The sequence below is a fragment of the Shewanella sp. UCD-KL21 genome (assembly GCF_001957135.1).
Lineage (GTDB): Bacteria > Pseudomonadota > Gammaproteobacteria > Enterobacterales > Shewanellaceae > Shewanella.
In genome coordinates, this window is the sequence record NZ_MPHK01000006.1 from 36,389 (window position 1) to 52,791 (window position 16,403).

Annotated in this window: 14 protein-coding genes and 4 tRNA genes; 7 read left to right on the forward strand and 11 right to left on the reverse strand. The window is 42.3% G+C overall.

Annotated features, from left to right (window positions below; genetic code table 11):
• The 8 genes from BM739_RS07105 to orn all read right to left on the reverse strand — a co-directional run bounded on the left by BM739_RS07105 (nucleotide 1) and on the right by orn (nucleotide 3,945).
• Nucleotides 1-1,305 carry an N-acetylmuramoyl-L-alanine amidase gene (locus tag BM739_RS07105; RefSeq protein ID WP_076539425.1) on the reverse strand — a complete coding sequence of 435 codons (1,305 nt, stop codon included), beginning with the start codon at nucleotides 1,303-1,305 and terminating at the stop codon, nucleotides 1-3.
• 78 nt (nucleotides 1,306-1,383) lie between these two features.
• Nucleotides 1,384-1,845, reverse strand: coding sequence for a tRNA (adenosine(37)-N6)-threonylcarbamoyltransferase complex ATPase subunit type 1 TsaE (tsaE, locus tag BM739_RS07110; protein ID WP_076539041.1), 462 nt, complete (start codon nucleotides 1,843-1,845; stop codon nucleotides 1,384-1,386).
• 168 nt (nucleotides 1,846-2,013) lie between these two features.
• Entirely contained in the window at nucleotides 2,014-2,469 is a 456-nt protein-coding gene (locus BM739_RS07115) for a hypothetical protein (RefSeq protein WP_076539044.1), read from the reverse strand.
• Between the two features lie 355 nt (nucleotides 2,470-2,824).
• Nucleotides 2,825-2,900: transfer RNA gene (locus BM739_RS07120), tRNA-Gly, on the reverse strand.
• Nucleotides 2,901-2,930: 30 nt separating this feature from the next.
• Nucleotides 2,931-3,006: transfer RNA gene (locus BM739_RS07125), tRNA-Gly, on the reverse strand.
• A 91-nt stretch (nucleotides 3,007-3,097) separates the two neighbouring features.
• Nucleotides 3,098-3,173: transfer RNA gene (locus BM739_RS07130), tRNA-Gly, on the reverse strand.
• Nucleotides 3,174-3,195: 22 nt separating this feature from the next.
• Nucleotides 3,196-3,271 (reverse strand) — tRNA-Gly (locus BM739_RS07135).
• 128 nt (nucleotides 3,272-3,399) lie between these two features.
• Complete coding sequence (gene orn, locus BM739_RS07140) at nucleotides 3,400-3,945, reverse strand: oligoribonuclease (protein WP_076539046.1); 546 nt, start codon at nucleotides 3,943-3,945, stop codon at nucleotides 3,400-3,402.
• Between the two features lie 113 nt (nucleotides 3,946-4,058).
• Here orn and rsgA point away from each other — a divergent pair, with 113 nt between their 5' ends.
• The 5 genes from rsgA to BM739_RS07165 all read left to right on the forward strand — a co-directional run bounded on the left by rsgA (nucleotide 4,059) and on the right by BM739_RS07165 (nucleotide 10,972).
• Entirely contained in the window at nucleotides 4,059-5,114 is a 1,056-nt protein-coding gene (rsgA, locus tag BM739_RS07145) for a small ribosomal subunit biogenesis GTPase RsgA (protein WP_076539048.1), read from the forward strand.
• A gap of 66 nt (nucleotides 5,115-5,180) precedes the next feature.
• Nucleotides 5,181-6,041, forward strand: a complete 861-nt coding sequence (gene asd / locus BM739_RS07150; protein WP_076539051.1) for an archaetidylserine decarboxylase — start codon at nucleotides 5,181-5,183, stop codon at nucleotides 6,039-6,041.
• A gap of 33 nt (nucleotides 6,042-6,074) precedes the next feature.
• Nucleotides 6,075-6,965, forward strand: coding sequence for a DMT family transporter (locus BM739_RS07155; protein WP_076539054.1), 891 nt, complete (start codon nucleotides 6,075-6,077; stop codon nucleotides 6,963-6,965).
• A 52-nt stretch (nucleotides 6,966-7,017) separates the two neighbouring features.
• Nucleotides 7,018-10,221 (forward strand): mechanosensitive ion channel domain-containing protein, encoded by a 3,204-nt coding sequence (locus BM739_RS07160; protein WP_076539057.1) that lies wholly within the window; start codon nucleotides 7,018-7,020, stop codon nucleotides 10,219-10,221.
• A 4-nt stretch (nucleotides 10,222-10,225) separates the two neighbouring features.
• On the forward strand, nucleotides 10,226-10,972 hold the full coding sequence (locus BM739_RS07165) for a glycerophosphodiester phosphodiesterase (RefSeq protein WP_076539059.1): 747 nt from the start codon (nucleotides 10,226-10,228) through the stop codon (nucleotides 10,970-10,972).
• Between the two features lie 32 nt (nucleotides 10,973-11,004).
• Here BM739_RS07165 and BM739_RS07170 read toward each other — a convergent pair whose 3' ends face one another.
• Nucleotides 11,005-11,337 carry a DUF3392 domain-containing protein gene (locus BM739_RS07170; protein WP_076539062.1) on the reverse strand — a complete coding sequence of 111 codons (333 nt, stop codon included), beginning with the start codon at nucleotides 11,335-11,337 and terminating at the stop codon, nucleotides 11,005-11,007.
• A 35-nt stretch (nucleotides 11,338-11,372) separates the two neighbouring features.
• Here BM739_RS07170 and BM739_RS07175 point away from each other — a divergent pair, with 35 nt between their 5' ends.
• Both BM739_RS07175 and BM739_RS07180 read left to right on the forward strand, forming a co-directional pair.
• Nucleotides 11,373-12,299, forward strand: coding sequence for a D-2-hydroxyacid dehydrogenase (locus tag BM739_RS07175; RefSeq protein WP_076539065.1), 927 nt, complete (start codon nucleotides 11,373-11,375; stop codon nucleotides 12,297-12,299).
• 319 nt (nucleotides 12,300-12,618) lie between these two features.
• Nucleotides 12,619-12,813, forward strand: coding sequence for a bacterioferritin-associated ferredoxin (locus BM739_RS07180; RefSeq protein WP_076539068.1), 195 nt, complete (start codon nucleotides 12,619-12,621; stop codon nucleotides 12,811-12,813).
• A gap of 130 nt (nucleotides 12,814-12,943) precedes the next feature.
• On the opposite strand, the gene parC is transcribed toward BM739_RS07180, so the two are convergent.
• Together parC and BM739_RS07190 are read right to left on the reverse strand one after the other, a co-directional pair.
• The gene (parC, locus tag BM739_RS07185) at nucleotides 12,944-15,235 is read right to left on the reverse strand and encodes a DNA topoisomerase IV subunit A (RefSeq protein ID WP_076539071.1); all 2,292 of its coding nucleotides are present in this window, start codon (nucleotides 15,233-15,235) and stop codon (nucleotides 12,944-12,946) included.
• Between the two features lie 18 nt (nucleotides 15,236-15,253).
• A complete protein-coding gene (locus BM739_RS07190) occupies nucleotides 15,254-16,309 on the reverse strand; it encodes a sorbosone dehydrogenase family protein (RefSeq protein WP_254843499.1) in 1,056 nt (351 codons plus the stop codon).
• Nucleotides 16,310-16,403: the final 94 nt, after the last annotated feature.

A 16,403-nucleotide genomic window follows, 5' to 3' on the forward strand; every position in this document is an offset into this window, starting at 1 on the left:
TTACGCTCTTGGAATAACCAGCTTTTGGCCTATCCGTAGGACATCTGATTTAAGGTTATTGGTTTTTCGAATACTGGCTATGCTGACTTTATATCGCTGGGCAATAACCGATAAAGACTCGCCACTTCTTACTGTGTGCTTATTGTTACTCTGTTTCGCCAATAAGGTGCCTGAAGGTGGGTTAGCGGCAAAATATTTCAGCACACCTTTATGAATCGCATTAGCTAACTTTTGCTGATGGTTACCATTTAACAATAGCCCTTCTTCTCTCGGGTTAGAGATAAAACCAGTTTCCACCAAAATAGAGGGAATATCAGTCGACTTTAAAACGGCAAAGCTCGCATGCTCTGGTTTACTCTTATGCAGTTTAGTCACTTTACCTAAACCTGATAATACATCACTGGCAATATGATGACTTTCAGCCAGAGAATGATCCATCGACATATCGATTAGGGTCATTACAAGATATTGTTCACTATCGGAGTTTTGGATAATGTCTCCAACGCCGCCTAATAGTTCAGAATGCTTTTCTTTATCCTCAAATACGCGACCAATTTCGGTATTGGCACGGCGCTTTGATAATACCCATACCGATGCCCCATTAGGTTGTGGTGACGTAAATGCATCAGCATGAATAGAAATCAGTAAATCAGCTCGGCTATTTCTAGCCAGTTCAGAGCGTTGATTTAAATTGACAAAATAATCGCCGGTGCGGGTCATCACCGCTTTCATTCCAGGAGTTTTATTAATTTCTCGTGCGAGGCGCTTGGAGATCTCAAGTACAATCTTTTTCTCATAGGTGCCTTTAGGGCCGATTGAACCGGGATCTTCGCCGCCATGGCCTGCATCGATAGCGACAATCACATCGGTAGAGCGCTTGCTAGTGTGTACCACCGACTGTACCGCTGAACTTTTACTGGCTGAGTTATCTAAATCGACTACTAAACGGTTACCGTAAGGGGCTGTCGGTGTCAGGGCAAACAAATTCGGCTTTGCTGGCGAGTTTAAATCAAGCACCACCCGTAAAGTGCCTTTTTTCGGAGGAGAGCTAATACGCACTTTTTTGATCAACTTGCTGTCTTTAGCAATATCAGCAAACTTTACATTGGTTGAAGCTTGTTTTAAGTCGATAACCAAACGCTGGGGGTTTGTTAGCACAAAATAGCTATAATCAGGTGCCGAAGACAAATCCAATACCACTCGGGTTGATTGCGGGGCATCCCAAATTCGCACACTTTCAAGTTTATTAGCTGCAACCTGTAAGGAGCAGAATAATAAACAGATAAAGATTATAAATCGTGTCATTTTTTCTAGGGTCATTATTATTTTAGTTAATTGACTTATGCTTACTAACGTTTGTTTTTAAAGCTTATTATGAACTAATTAGTTATTCAGCTTAGCGACAAGCTGATTACCAGATCCTGTCATGCCAGTGATCTCCACCTGTCGTTGCTCGCCGTCATAGCTTAAATGAATGGCAACATCGGCTTCAGGTAATAACCCATGGCCTCTATCTGGCCACTCAATAATACTAACAGTGTTATCAGTAAAGTAATCGCGGATCCCCATAAATTCAAGCTCTTCAGGATCCAGCAAGCGATATAAGTCAAAATGATAAATTTGCATCCCCTTGAGTTCATAGGGCTCAACTAGGGTATAAGTTGGACTCTTTACATTGCCATCATGACCTAAACTTTGGATCAAACCACGGCTTAAGGTGGTTTTACCAGCACCAAGATCACCAGTTAAATAAATCACTAATGGGGCTGAAACCCACAAAGATAATTCAACACCAAGATCAATCGTTGCTTGTTCATCTTGAAGATATTTTTTAATCGAAGTCATGTTAACTTACCAGCACTGGGGAGATTAATCATATAAAACTGCAATATAACTGAGAATACTAAACTCTTAGTCTATTGCGCTATTTAATGGCCTAAAAAAATAAAGCCAGCTTGATAGCTGGCTCTATATATAAATATTAACATAAAATTGACGCTGGAAAACCGGATTTTAGATATCTTCCATCCGTAATGCACTATGTACCATACGTTTCTGCTGGGTTTTCTCCACTCGAACTAAATCTAATAAAGCATCTTTGATTTCAGTGACCTCAGTGCTGTTAGCGGTTTTTTCTAAAAAGCCAATCAAACGGTTTTCTAAATCAAGATGCAGCTCGAGTACATCATCTTCACTCATATTGGCTGCTAGAGTCGAGTCTTGGCAGCGTTTTTCAAAGTCTTCAAAGGTGATGTCTTTATACCAAGTTTCAAGCATACGCTTTGGTGCTTCATCAATATAATTTTCAATACTGTCATGCACATGCTGTTGGTGTTGTTGCAGATATTCCAACATCATTTTTACTCTTGTAGAGTCTGCATTGCGGTGTAGTCGGCCATAAAGCTGACCCATGTCTAAGCGTGACTTAGCAATGAACTCAAGCACTTCACTTAATTGTTGGATACGCATAATAAACACTCCATCTGTCACCGCCCTTTGGCGGTCAGTAAAAATAAGATTGTAAAAGCTTGTATTTATTATGGTTGAAAAAAAGTTGAGAATATTTGAGCGAGTTCATATTTTGCATATAAAAAACAAGTAATTTAGCAACAATGAAACAACACCCTGCTACAGACCACCTAAATAATGCATAAATATTGTTCAGCCATCGGTTAAACAGAGACGTTTAAAGCGCGGGAAGAAATTGCAGCGACCAGTCTGATGACCGATACCTTGGCATAAAAAAGGTATCACTATTTCTAAAAGCAAAACTGAGCTAAGTGTTGGTTTATTTTAAAAGGAATGATTTTTTTAGATGAGAAATTGGAGCGACATATCAGGTTCGAACTGATGACCTATACCTTGGCAAGGTATCGCTCTACCAACTGAGCTAATGTCGCATATCAATTTTATTTTGAAGCTGTTGAAATTGGAGCGACATATCAGGTTCGAACTGATGACCTATACCTTGGCAAGGTATCGCTCTACCAACTGAGCTAATGTCGCATCTATTTGCTTCTTTAAATCATTTAGCAATGTATCGTCTTTCAACCTGCCAACTGAGCTAATGTCGCATATCAATATCAATTTTAAAATTTGGAGCGACATATCAGGTTCGAACTGATGACCTATACCTTGGCAAGGTATCGCTCTACCAACTGAGCTAATGTCGCACATAAATTTTAATTTGAAAATTGGAGCGACATATCAGGTTCGAACTGATGACCTATACCTTGGCAAGGTATCGCTCTACCAACTGAGCTAATGTCGCATTTTGGTGTTTCAATTTTCAAACTTCAACCACTTGCAGTAATGACTCTTACTGTAAAAAGTTGAGGCCGCATTATATGTAATATTCACTACACTGCAACCCTTATTTCAAAAAAAAAGTCCGATCGGTTAAATTTTAAATACTTCACGGCGATAAAACTGCAATTCTTCGATAGATTCTTTGATATCTTCTAAAGCTTGGTGGGTATTCTTCTTAGTCAGCCCTTCCATCACTTCCGGTTTCCAGCGCTTGGTAAGCTCTTTAATCGTACTGACATCAATATTGCGATAATGGAAGAACTCTTCAAGCTCCAACATGTACTTGTTCAAAAAGCGGCGATCTTGGCCAATGGTATTGCCACACATAGGTGACGCACCTTTTGGCACATACTGCTCTAAAAAGGCAATCGTCTGTCTAATGGCATCTTCTTCAGTGTATGAACTCGCCTTTACGCGATCAATTAAACCTGATTGTCCATGGTGAGTTTGATTCCATTCATCCATACCGGCTAACACTTCATCTGATTGATGAATCGCAATCACAGGGCCTTGGGCTAATACGTTTAACTCTTGATCTGTCACAATAGTGGCAATTTCAATTACACGATCGACGCTAGGTTCTAGACCCGTCATTTCTAAATCAACCCAAATTAGATTGCTTGAGTTTACAGCCATAATATCTGCCTTATTCTGTCAAAAGCCCATAATTCAGGCTTTTTTATTAAAGAGGGTGTATCATACTGTTTTTTTAAGCGACACAAAAACACCAAATTAATGAAGATTAGCCTGTGAGTAAAAAGAAACCACTTAGCCAAGGTCAAAAGCGCAGAATGCGCGACAATCAGAGTAAGCGCCTAAAACGCAAAGACACCCAAGATTCTGCTAACGAGTTACAGGATAGTCTACTAGGGCCTGAACAGCAGGGTATTGTTATTTCACGTTTCGGTCAGCATGCTGATATTGAAACCGAAGATGGCACTGTCGCCCGTTGTAATATTCGCCGTAACATCACCAGCCTTGTAACCGGTGATAAAGTGCTGCTGCGCCTTGCCAATGAAACCGATCGTGGTATTGGGGGTATTGTTGAAGCAGTTCATCCACGAATTTCGTCGCTAACTCGTCCAGATTTATATGATGGCGTAAAAATCATTGCTGCCAATATTGATCAAATTTTGATTGTATCGTCGATTTTACCCAGCTTTACCACCCAAATTATTGACCGCTACTTGGTTGCCGCTGAAGACACCGATATTCCACCAGTCATCATCCTGAATAAAATGGATTTATTAACCGATGACAATCGCGAAGAAGTCGAAGTGGCATTAGAGCGTTATCGCCAGATTGGTTACCCCGTCTATATGGTCAGTAGCCATACTGGTGAAGGTGTTGATCAAATAAAAGCCTTACTTGCTGATAAAATTAGCGTATTTGCAGGGCAATCTGGGGTAGGTAAATCATCACTGATTAATGCACTGATGCCTGATGCTGAGCTAGCAATTGGCGATGTATCCAATAACTCAGGCCTAGGTCAGCACACTACCACGACGGCAAAGTTACTTCACTTTCAAAGTGGCGGCGACTTAATTGACTCTCCCGGTGTTCGAGAGTTTGCGCTCTGGCACTTACCTGCGCCGCGCGTTGGCTGGTGCTTTATTGAATTTAGAGATTACATCGGTACCTGTAAGTTTAGAGACTGCAAACATGGTGATGATCCAGGTTGTGCCTTGCAAGCGGCACTCGCTGATGGGAAAATAACCCAAGATAGATTTAGCAATTACCAGCGCATTATTGCCAGCCTAGATGAACAGCGACATGCTCGCCACTTCCGCGCCGCTGACGAGTAATCTCGCTGACGTACAAATATTAACTGTTATATTATAAGAACCTCAACAACTCAAAAGGGTATTCAATTGGACTCTGTTAAAATTGCTTTGCAATACATCTTACCTAAACACTTACTTTCACGTCTTGTGGGTAAACTTGCTGCCGCTGAAGCTGGCGCAATCACCACTGCAGGTATTCGATGGTTCATCAAGCAGTATAAAATTGATATGTCAGAAGCGGCTCAAAGTGAGCCCGAAGCCTACAAAACATTTAATGCATTTTTTACTCGCGCTTTAAAGCCGGGTCTACGCCCGATTGTTGAAGATACAAAAACAATAGCTCATCCTGTTGATGGCGCGGTTAGCCAGTGTGGTCCTGTTCAAGCGGGAAAAATTGTTCAAGCCAAGGGGCATGATTACACCACGCTAGCGCTTTTAGGTGGGCAGATTAAAGATGCAGAGCGCTTTAACGATGGCGACTTTGCCACAATCTATCTTGCACCAAAAGATTATCACCGCATCCACATGCCAATTACCGGCACCTTATCAAAGATGACCTATATTCCTGGTGATTTATTTTCAGTTAATCCATTAACTGCGCAGAACGTGCCAGGGCTATTTGCTCGTAACGAACGTGTCGTCGCTATTTTTGAAACTGAAGTAGGCCCGCTAGCAATGGTATTAGTTGGCGCGACGATTGTGGCAAGCATCGAAACAGTGTGGGCAGGCACAGTCACCCCGCCTTGTGGCAAACAAGTATTTACTTGGGATTACCCAACAGAAGGACCTGAAGCACTGACATTAGACAAAGGCGCTGAAATGGGTCGCTTTAAGTTAGGCTCTACCGTGGTAATGTTATTTGCTCAAGATGCTATTGAAAGTTTTGCTGAAGGTGTTGAGCCGACCCAAACTACTCGCATGGGCCAAGCCTTCGCACATTTAAAGTAGTCTTTTAACCATCACCTTGTTAGTTGAATGAGTATGATGCCAACAGGCGCTTTCAAAGGATCGAATCCGAACTCAGGGTTACTTCAACTGCATATCGCAGTACTGCTATTTGGCGGTACTGCTTTATTTTCTAAAATTATTCCTCTCAATGCATTAGACATCACCGTATTACGTTGTGTGATCGCCTTTTTTGTACTTGGCAGTATCGTCAAATTAAACAAGAAAAACCTACACTTACAACAACTTAAACACTATTTCGCAGCCCTAGGGCTTGGTATACTTGTTAGCTTGCATTGGGTGACCTATTTTTCCTCAATGCAACGATCATCAGTCGCCATTGGCATGATTGCTTTTTTCACCTACCCCGTCATGACAGTGTTAATCGAGCCAATAATAAATAAAACACCACTAAAACGAGTAGATGTTGTTTCAGGTTTAGCGGTACTCATTGGCGTGACATTACTTATTCCTGAAGCCAATCTTGATAATGATGTCACTTTAGGTATTGCTACTGGCATTTTATCTGCTGCGTTATTTACCGGCCGTAATTTACTCCATAAACGCTACTTCAGTGGTTATAGCGGCCCGCAGGCCATGTTTTATCAAACATTAGTTGCTGTATTAGTATTAAGCCCCTGGTTAGAGGTGGACTTACACACTATCACGGCAGAAACTTGGGCTAGCTTACTCGTTTTAGGGGTATTCTTTACCGCTGCTCCCCATGCATTATTTGCCTCGGCGCTGCGTCAATTAAGCGCTAAAACCGTTGGGCTAGTCTCATGCCTGCAACCCTTTTATGGTGCTGTGTTAGCGCTGTTATTGCTAAATGAGCAAGTTAATTCCACCACTATAGTGGGAGGATTGATTATCTTAGCCACTGCAGTTTTCGAAACCCAGCAAAATCATAAAAAAAATAAAGCGTAAACTCTGGTTTTTGTTACCATTGTATTAGTCCCTCTTAAGCACTTATCCAACTATGATACGTATTGCGGTTTTATTGTTCTGTATTATTTCTTTTACTGCTTCTGCAACATCTCCGCTGCAGTTAGACAAACGCTTGGGCTTTGCCAAAAATACCACTGCACCTGCGGTTGTGGATATTCCAACTCAAATAGATAACGTCCAGCAAAGTATCACAAGACTGCGTAATGAAGCCCAAAGCTATGATGATCTTGAGGGGACAAGTGCCGGCACAATCAGCAGCATTACCGCAAAAATCAATCAACCCGCAGAGCCGATAACCATCAATGATGATGTTGATATTAGTCAACAAGCTTCTATGGCTTACTACTATTTATCTGAGCAAAAACAATCTGAAAACGATTTAACTCAGCAGCTGATCGATCTCAATAAAAGACAAAAAAGCTTACCCACATTAATACGACAAGCCAAAGAAGCGTTAAATCAGCATAAGCGTGCCCGACAAGCGCCAGTAAATACCCCTTTAGGAGAGCTGCAAGCCTTACAAGGTGATTTACTTGAACAACATATCGTGACTTTATCGTCAGAGCTATCCAGTGGTCCTAAACAAAAACAAATCGTACAGCTGCAATTGCAACTTTTGCGCTTAGAGCACACTCAGCAAGAGCGATTAATTGAGCAGTTAAATAAAAAGAACAATCAACATCGCCAACAAAAAGCTGCTAATACCATCGCCAACAACCTGATTGATGAGCAACAACTTTCCGATCTAGCATCTCAAGAGATAAGCGAACAAAATCAGCAATATGCTGACGAATTAATTCGTATAAACAATGCCATTTCAAGCACCATCGACTTACAAGAAAAAGCGGAGAAACAATACCAATCCCACGCGCTGCAGCTCGCTAATGTTGAGGAGCAAATCACCTGGGTAGAAACTAATTCAGCATTTGGTGACCGCTTTTTACAAATGCTGCAATCGCTACCTAAGCCGGCCAACCAAGATAAACTACTGGCATCCATAGCCGACTCGCGCTTAAAGCGCTACCAAGCTGAGCAACAAAAAGCACTCAACAAGCAGCAACTGAGTAACCAGAAGTTCCTCAATAACACCCAAATAAAATTACTCACCTCTCAGCAGAGCTTTATTGAACAGGTCATGCAGAGCTATGATGATTATCTCAATGAACAGGCTAAGCTTCATAATAGTTACGAGCAACTGACACAAATTTATCTTGATCTTAAAAACACCCTCAATGAACATTTATTTTGGGTCCCCAATGCCGCGGCGATTTCAGGTTTATGGCTCATCGACTTGAAAAATGCCACTGTATGGATGATGCAAGCCCAGCAATGGCAACTACTTAAACAAGCCTGGACAGAGCAAAATATATACTGGGCTTGGTGGGTGATCACTCTGATATTATGCTTAATGGCTCAGGATTTATTTACACCTAGGTTCAATAGAAGCATTGAACATTACGGTCAATATGTGGGTAATGTAACCCAAGACAAATTCAAATACACAGCTAAAACCTTAGCGCTAACATTATGTTATTCACTCGTAAAACCGTTACCAGTCCTACTTGCAGGTTGGATTTTATTTGCCTCAGAACTGAACTTAGTACATTCAATCGGGGTTGGAGTGCTATCTGTAGGTTGCAGCTACTTGGTGTACCGAGTCTTTGCTTTACTTGCCTGTGATAATGGCATTTTAATCTGTCACTTTAAAAGACCTAAAGCCTTAATAAGCCGTTTACAAGAAAAAACCTTGCGCTTTATCGTCTTAAGCTGGCCATTAATTGGCATTATTGGCTTTACCGAAGCCATTGATACCTCGCTTATTCGTAACAGTATAGGTCGTGGGGCATTTTTATTTTTCACCATTGCGCTATTAATGCTGTATAAAGATTTATATATCTTTATTAATGATTTTCGTGCCAACGCCAATGATGGCAAGAACATGAAATTACTTCATAAAATCATATGGGTATTCTTAATCGCCGTGCCTTGCGCCAGCATTGTCTTCGCCCTAATAGGTTACTATTTTAGTGCCTTTCAAGTGTTGCTACAGTTGCAATTATCCCTGCTGTTAGGCTTAGGCTTTTTATTGTTATACCAACTGATCAAACGTTGGATGCTAATCGAGCGACGCTTAATTGCGTTTGATCGCGCTAAAGCCAAACGGGCAGAAAGACTGGCCCAACGAGAACGCGGCGAACTAAATAACACCCCTGATGTATCTGAAAACTATGAAGAGCCCAAAGTCGACCTTGAAACTATCTCTAGTCAGTCACTGGGGTTAGTGCGCTCGCTATTGATTTTAGCCTTTTTTGCCAGTTTACTCGGGCTTATTTCTCAAACGCATACAGCAATGTTTTCTTTCCTTGATGGTATTACTCTATGGAACACTCATTCGGTGGTTAACGGTATTGAGCAGCAGATTCCTATCACCTTAAAGTCAATTTTATTCGCCTTTATCACCGTCGGCTTTTCAGCCATGATTGCCAAAAATCTGCCCGGCTTATTAGAACTGACCATTTTACAACGATTAGAGCTATCTCCTGGTACGGGCTTTGCCATTACCACCGTAAGTAGCTACATGGTGATATTCTTCGGTATGTTAATCGGATTTTCGACCATCGGGGTTGAATGGTCTAAATTACAATGGCTTGTTGCAGCGCTATCGGTGGGCCTTGGTTTTGGCTTACAGGAAATTTTTGCTAACTTTATTTCAGGTTTAATTATCTTATTTGAAAAGCCCATCCGAATTGGCGATACGGTGACCATTCGCGACTTAACCGGTACCGTCAGTAAAATTGAAATTCGAGCCACAACCATCGTCGACTGGGACAGAAAAGAAATTATTGTTCCCAATAAAGCCTTTATTACCGAACAACTGGTCAACTGGTCGCTATCTGATCCTATTACCCGAGTTATCGTTTATGTCTCTGTACAGCGTGATGCAGACCCATCCAAAGTCGAAGCTTTACTTCATCAAGCTGTAAGAGAATGTGACTTATCATTGACCTCCCCAGAGCCTGAAGTCTGGTTTGCAGGTTTTGGCCAACACACTCAAGATTATGAAGTTAGATCCTATGCTAAAGACATGAACGATCGTTGGCCACTAAGGCATAACCTCCATAAACGTATTTGTAAAAAACTGAAAGAGAACCAAGTTGAATTGGCTTACCCACAAATGGAAATCCATATCAATAATGGTCAAAGTCGTGAATTTAATAAAATTATCAAAGGTTAAATAGATGCTGATTTTTGCTCACCGCGGTGCTAGTGGTTATGAAGTAGAAAATACCCTTGCAGCAATGGAAAAAGCACTGGCTTTAAAGGTCAGTGCCATTGAACTTGATGTCTACAATGTCGAAGGGCAACTAATCGTATTCCACGACCGCCGCCTAGAAACCAAAACCTCAGGACAAGGGTTAGTGCATCTAAGTAGCTTAGACACTATGAATAATGTGACTATCAAGCAGCATAAACTACCGACGCTATGGCAAGTCATGAGCCTTATTAAAGGCCGCTGCACAGTCAATATTGAGCTTAAAGGCTATCACACCGCTGCGCCACTTATTGCATGTTATAACGACATAATTGAACAGCTTGGCTTTAGCCCTGAACAGCTACTGATCTCATCATTTAATCAGCCTTATTTACTCGAGGTTAAACAGCATCTCCCCCATGCTAGAGTGGCCCCCATTTTAGCGGGCGTGCCGCTAAACTATGCTGAATCGGTATCAGCCCTTGATGCCTATTCTATCCATGTTGATATTCATTTTGTCACTCATAAAATGGTTAATGATGCCCATCAACGAGGCGCTAAAATTTATGTCTATACCGTCGATAACGCCGAAGATATTCAAGCCTTAAAAGCCATTGGTGTGGATGGCATATTCAGTAACTACCCCGATAAAGCCGCCGCTGTAATCCAGCAGTTAAATCAACAACAAGACACTGATCCTCAAGCAACTGACTACCATTTATACTTTGGTTAAATACACGCTAAAGTAACAGGCAAGTTAAGTCGTTAAACTTGCCTGTTTCGTTGCGCCCAAGCGCCAACAGCAAAGAATGCCCCCAGTAGTAATAACAGCATCCACTGCGAGGGCATCAATTTAAGTTGCCTCGCTAACCACGGGCTAACGCTGACAATCGCTAAGCCGTAACCAAAAGCATTCACCAGTACAAATACCCAAGTTCGGACAAAAAAGCCCTGACCCGATAACGCCTTGCGTAATACCCTATTAATATCGGTGGCAAACACCACAATACAACAGGCCACTAATGCAGTGGCAATTTCACTCATCCACGGATGAAGCATTGCGCCAAGTTTGGCGATAAATGCTATGATTTGACTCATTAACAACCTCAATTTAATCAGCTTACGGGGATTTTATGGCGCACAAGTTATTATTGTTAACCCAAGATAACGATAAATTTCGTCAATTATTAGCAGCTCATCACCTCAGGGATCTTACCATTCTTGGGGATGCACCCAGCAGTATTACTGAGGCTGACATCTGGTTTGCAGAACCACATCTTGCAGCGCCATTACTTAACTTAGCTGACAACTTAACTTGGATGCAATCCACTTTTGCTGGTGTTGACCGCCTAACAGGATCAAGACAAAGACGGGATTACACCCTGACCAATATCAAAGGGATTTTTGGCCCCTTGATGAGTGAGTATTTATTTGGTTATTTACTTGCCCACCAGCGAGAGCATGCAAAATATAAACAACAACAGCAACATAAGCAATGGATCCCCGGTAGCTACAGAACCTTACAAGGCCAAGGCTTACTGTTACTGGGTACCGGCTCTATTGCCCAGCATATTGCTCAAACGGCGAAGCATTTCGGCATGACGGTCACCGGCCTAAGTCGCAGCGGAGAGCCAAAGGAGCATTTTGACCATGTTGATACCATTGAGCACTTAGCCAACTACTTACCCAACGCGCACACCGTCGCCAGTACACTGCCCAGCACCCTAGAAACTGAGAATGTATTAAGCAAAACCATGCTGGCATTATTACCTGATGAATGTGTGCTGTTTAATCTTGGGCGCGGAAATGTGCTCGACTTAGATGCCTTAGCAGCGCAATTACTTAATAAGCCGCAACAAAACGCAATCCTTGATGTCTTCAATCAAGAGCCATTGGCCGCAGACCACCCTATTTGGCACTGCCCTAATGCCATTATCACTCCACATATTGCCGCGCCGAGTTTTCCTGAGCAGGTGGTTGAAGTCTTCGTAGATAACTATCATTTATGGTGTAAGCAACACGCTTTAAAGCATCAGGTAGACTTTTTTAAAGGCTATTAAAGCGACTAACCGCTGCCATTAATCGTGCCTATATGCCTTGATTACATTGTTCAAGCCCAAGCCATGAGTTTGGCGACAGTGCTGATGAGGTTTCATATCACTTTGCCCTAAGCACACCTATCTCACATGACTTACTAAATTGTGAGCCACTGAACAGTTTGTAATAACTATTCAATTCCATTTTGAATAATATCCCTTCAAAAAAGTTATTAGCAATGAGAACTGTTTTCATTTACAATTGCGTTACTGTCAACAAGTCATCAGTATTCACTTAGCAAATTAAGTGACCTAATGACCCAGATTTATATGAAGAGGCTGTATGTACGTTTGTCTTTGCCACGGCATTACTGATACCCAAATTAAAGAAGCGGTAAGCAAACATGGCGATAGCTCTTTAGCTGACGTTAAAAAACGCTTAGGAGTTGCTGATCAATGTGGTAAATGTGCACGTATGGCGAGCAACATTATTCAGGCTCAAGTTGACGTAGAACCTAAATTTTACGAAGTGGCGTAAGCTGCTGCTAAAAACAAGGCTAACTCACGCCTTAAGTTCATCCTCAGGTTCAAATCAAATTCCCATAAAAAATGCTGCCCATTGGCAGCATTTTTTATGTCTTTATTTTTATGGCTATTCTGCAGCGCGATTAATCGCTTGATGGCTCAATGTCAGCATCCTTTTGCGCGCCGAGCTCGATATCAACACTGTCGACCCGCTGTAAACCACGAGGTAGTTTCGCGCCTCTACGGCCTCTCTCACCACGATAATGCTCAAGATCAGCTGGCTTCAAGGTTAACTTACGTTTACCAGCCCACAGGGTAACTGACGCCTCTTGTGGAATAACATCAAGATGGATCAATAGTTCTTCTCTGCTCTTAGCACGATCAGTTGGAATACCAATGATCTTGTTACCCTTACCTTTCGATAACTGCGGCAACGCATCAACATCAAAGATAAGCATTCGGCCTTCATTGGTTATCGCCATAATTGACTGAGGCACGCCTTTTTTAACCAATTTAGGTACTAAGGATTGCGCATTAGCAGGCAGGCTCAATAATGCTTTACCGGCCTTATTACGACTCACCATATCGGCATAAGAGCCGATAAAACCGTAACCAGCATCACTGGCTAATAAATAGCATTGCGAATCAACCCCCATCAACACATGACGCATTACCGCCCCTGGCGCTAAATTAAATCGCGTCGTAATTGGCTCACCCTGACTTCTAGCAGAAGGGAGCGTATGCGTATCGGTTGCAAACGCCCGCCCAGTCGAGTCGATAAACACTGATGGCTGATTACTCTTACCGCTGGCACTGCATAAGAAGCTATCACCGGCTTTATAATTTAACCCTTCGCCATCAATATCATGACCTTTAGCGCAGCGTACCCAACCTTTGTCAGATAACACCACGGTCACAGACTCAGCTGGGGTCAACTCTTGCTCAGTTAAGGCTTTTGATTCAATCCGCTCAATGATAGGCGAGCGGCGATCATCACCATAGGTTTCACCATCTTGTATGAGCTCTTTTTTAACTAAGGTTTTTAAGCGGCGCTCAGATCCCAAAATAAGTTGCAGCTTATCGCGCTCTGCTGCTAACTCTTCTTGCTCACCTTTAATTTTAAATTCTTCAAGCTTGGCCAAATGACGTAACTTAAGCTCTAAAATCGCTTCGGCTTGCTTATCTGATAAATCAAACCGTGACATTAACTCTTTTTTCGGCTCATCATTGAAGCGAATGATCTCGATGACTTCATCAATATTTAAGAAGGCAATCATCAAAGCATCAAGAATATGCAGCCTTGCAAGTACCTTATCAAGACGGTATTGCAAACGACGGGTCACGGTTGAGATGCGGTAACTGAGCCACTCAGTTAGCATTTCTTTCAGGCCTTTAACCCTTGGGCGACCATCAAGGCCGAGCACATTTAAGTTAACTCGAAAGCTCTTTTCTAAATCCGTAGTGGCAAACAAATGCGCCATTAACTGATCGCAATCAACACGATTTGAGCGAGGTACAATGATTAATCGTACTGGGTTTTCGTGATCTGATTCATCACGTAAATCTGCCACCATAGGCAGCTTTTTAGCCTGCATTTGGTTAGCGATTTGCTCTAAAATCTTGCCGCTACCTGCTTGATGTGGCAAACAAGTAATGACAACTTCTCCGCTATCAATCTCGTAAACCGCGCGCATTTTAATCGAGCCACGACCGGTTTCATAAATCTTGGCAATGTCTTTACTTGGGGTAATAATTTCAGCTTGGGTCGGATAATCAGGCCCTGGTACCAGCTCCATTAAGCGCTCAAGTTCCGCTTTAGGATTATCCAATAACTCCACACAGGCTGACACTAATTCACGCACATTGTGTGGTGGGATATCGGTTGCCATACCCACGGCAATACCGGTAATACCGTTTAACAAAATATGCGGTAAGCGTGCAGGCAATGATTTCGGCTCTTTTAAAGTACCGTCAAAGTTAACGCCCCATTCAACCGTGCCTTGACCTAATTCAGATAAAAGCACTTCTGAAAATTTTGATAAGGTCGCTTCGGTATAACGCATGGCTGCGAATGACTTAGGGTCGTCTGGCGCCCCCCAGTTACCTTGACCTTTGACTAAGGGGTAACGATAGGAAAATGGCTGCGCCATTAATACCATAGCTTCATAACACGCACTGTCACCATGGGGATGGTATTTACCTAATACATCACCCACGGTTCTAGCAGACTTTTTAGGCTTAGATTGAGCTGATAATCCAAGCTCGCTCATAGCGTAAATAATACGACGTTGAACAGGCTTTAAACCATCGCCAATATGTGGCAAAGCACGATCCATGATCACGTACATTGAATAGTTTAAATAAGCCTCTTCTGTAAAACGGCGTAGGGGCATTTGCTCTACACCATCAAGGCTTAATTCAATCGCATCACTCATTAGTTAATATTCCTGTGATTATTCTGGCGCTTTATAAAACAAGCGATATACATTGCCTTTTAGGTCATCAGAGATGAACACTGCACCATCGGGTGCATTTATCAGGTCATAAGGTCTAGCAACGGGAAACTCACCGTCTAAAAAGCTGACTACTCTTTCGCGCTTGATAATTTGGTCGTCTTCAAGGGCTAACATTACCACTTGATAACCAATCTTACTTGAGCGATTCCATGAGCCATTTTCAGCAACAAATAATTGTTGCTGATAGCGCTCAGGGAAATTATCACCTTGATAAAAAAGTAGGCTGGTTGGTTTCACATGTGCTGGTAATTCAAATTCTGGCGTTGAAACATTGAGGTTGTCTGGTTTCTTAAAAGAAGCCTCTGCAACATTGTTTCCATGAATATAGGGAAAACCAAAATGGCTGCCCTTTACGTCTATGCGGTTTATTTCATCGGCTGGCATGGTATCACCCATCCAATTTCGGCCTTGATCTGCAAACCATAATTTAGCGCTGCTCGGCGACCAGTCAAAACCAATAACCCGCCTTAATCCTGATGCCACTTGTTCGGTATCACCCGACTTAATATCAATGGCTAGCATGCTGCTAAATGGCGCTTCTGCTTCACACACATTGCACGGAGAGCCAATAGAGATATACAGTCGGCCATCAGGGCCAAACTTCATCCCGCGGGCATGTTTGCGCTCAACACTTGGCAGCCCTGAGTACACCTCTTTGGGTCTACCTGGACGCCTAAGGCGGTCTTCAATATCTTGATAACGTAAAATACGGTCTTGGTCTGCGACATACAAATCACCGTCATGAAACGCGATAGCTTCTGGGTACTCTAAGCCTTTACCTATTAGGTAGCGTTTGTTTACCTGACCATCGTTATCTGAGTCAACTAAGGCATAAATGGTGCCGCTCTTTTTTGAGCCGACAAACAAGGTGCCGTTAGTACCCATTGCCATTTGCTTGGCATCACCTAAATCTGAGGCATACAGTGTCAGCCCAAATCCTTTAGTCACAGTAATCATCATGGTGTCGGCAGCAAAAGCTTTAACCACAGTCATTTGTGTTAAAGCAAGCACTGACAACGCCTTTAACGCTGTCTTCGCTTGCTTAAAGTCCATTTTAAATTTTATGTTCGACATCTTAGTAATTTTT

What these genes read in the sequence shown, in the direction of transcription:
- BM739_RS07155 (WP_076539054.1), top strand. Translation starts at nt 6,075, where the DNA reads ATGATGCCAACAGGCGCTTTCAAAGGATCGAATCCGAACTCAGGGTTA.
- BM739_RS07175 (WP_076539065.1), top strand. Translation starts at nt 11,373, where the DNA reads ATGGCGCACAAGTTATTATTGTTAACCCAAGATAACGATAAATTTCGT.
- BM739_RS07160 (WP_076539057.1), top strand. Translation starts at nt 7,018, where the DNA reads ATGATACGTATTGCGGTTTTATTGTTCTGTATTATTTCTTTTACTGCT.
- BM739_RS07165 (WP_076539059.1), top strand. Translation starts at nt 10,226, where the DNA reads ATGCTGATTTTTGCTCACCGCGGTGCTAGTGGTTATGAAGTAGAAAAT.
- BM739_RS07180 (WP_076539068.1), top strand. Translation starts at nt 12,619, where the DNA reads ATGTACGTTTGTCTTTGCCACGGCATTACTGATACCCAAATTAAAGAA.
- BM739_RS07170 (WP_076539062.1), bottom strand. Translation starts at nt 11,337, where the DNA reads ATGAGTCAAATCATAGCATTTATCGCCAAACTTGGCGCAATGCTTCAT.
- BM739_RS07105 (WP_076539425.1), bottom strand. Translation starts at nt 1,305, where the DNA reads ATGACACGATTTATAATCTTTATCTGTTTATTATTCTGCTCCTTACAG.
- BM739_RS07190 (WP_254843499.1), bottom strand. Translation starts at nt 16,309, where the DNA reads ATGACTGTGGTTAAAGCTTTTGCTGCCGACACCATGATGATTACTGTG.
- parC (WP_076539071.1), bottom strand. Translation starts at nt 15,235, where the DNA reads ATGAGTGATGCGATTGAATTAAGCCTTGATGGTGTAGAGCAAATGCCC.
- orn (WP_076539046.1), bottom strand. Translation starts at nt 3,945, where the DNA reads ATGGCTGTAAACTCAAGCAATCTAATTTGGGTTGATTTAGAAATGACG.
- BM739_RS07115 (WP_076539044.1), bottom strand. Translation starts at nt 2,469, where the DNA reads ATGCGTATCCAACAATTAAGTGAAGTGCTTGAGTTCATTGCTAAGTCA.
- tsaE (WP_076539041.1), bottom strand. Translation starts at nt 1,845, where the DNA reads ATGACTTCGATTAAAAAATATCTTCAAGATGAACAAGCAACGATTGAT.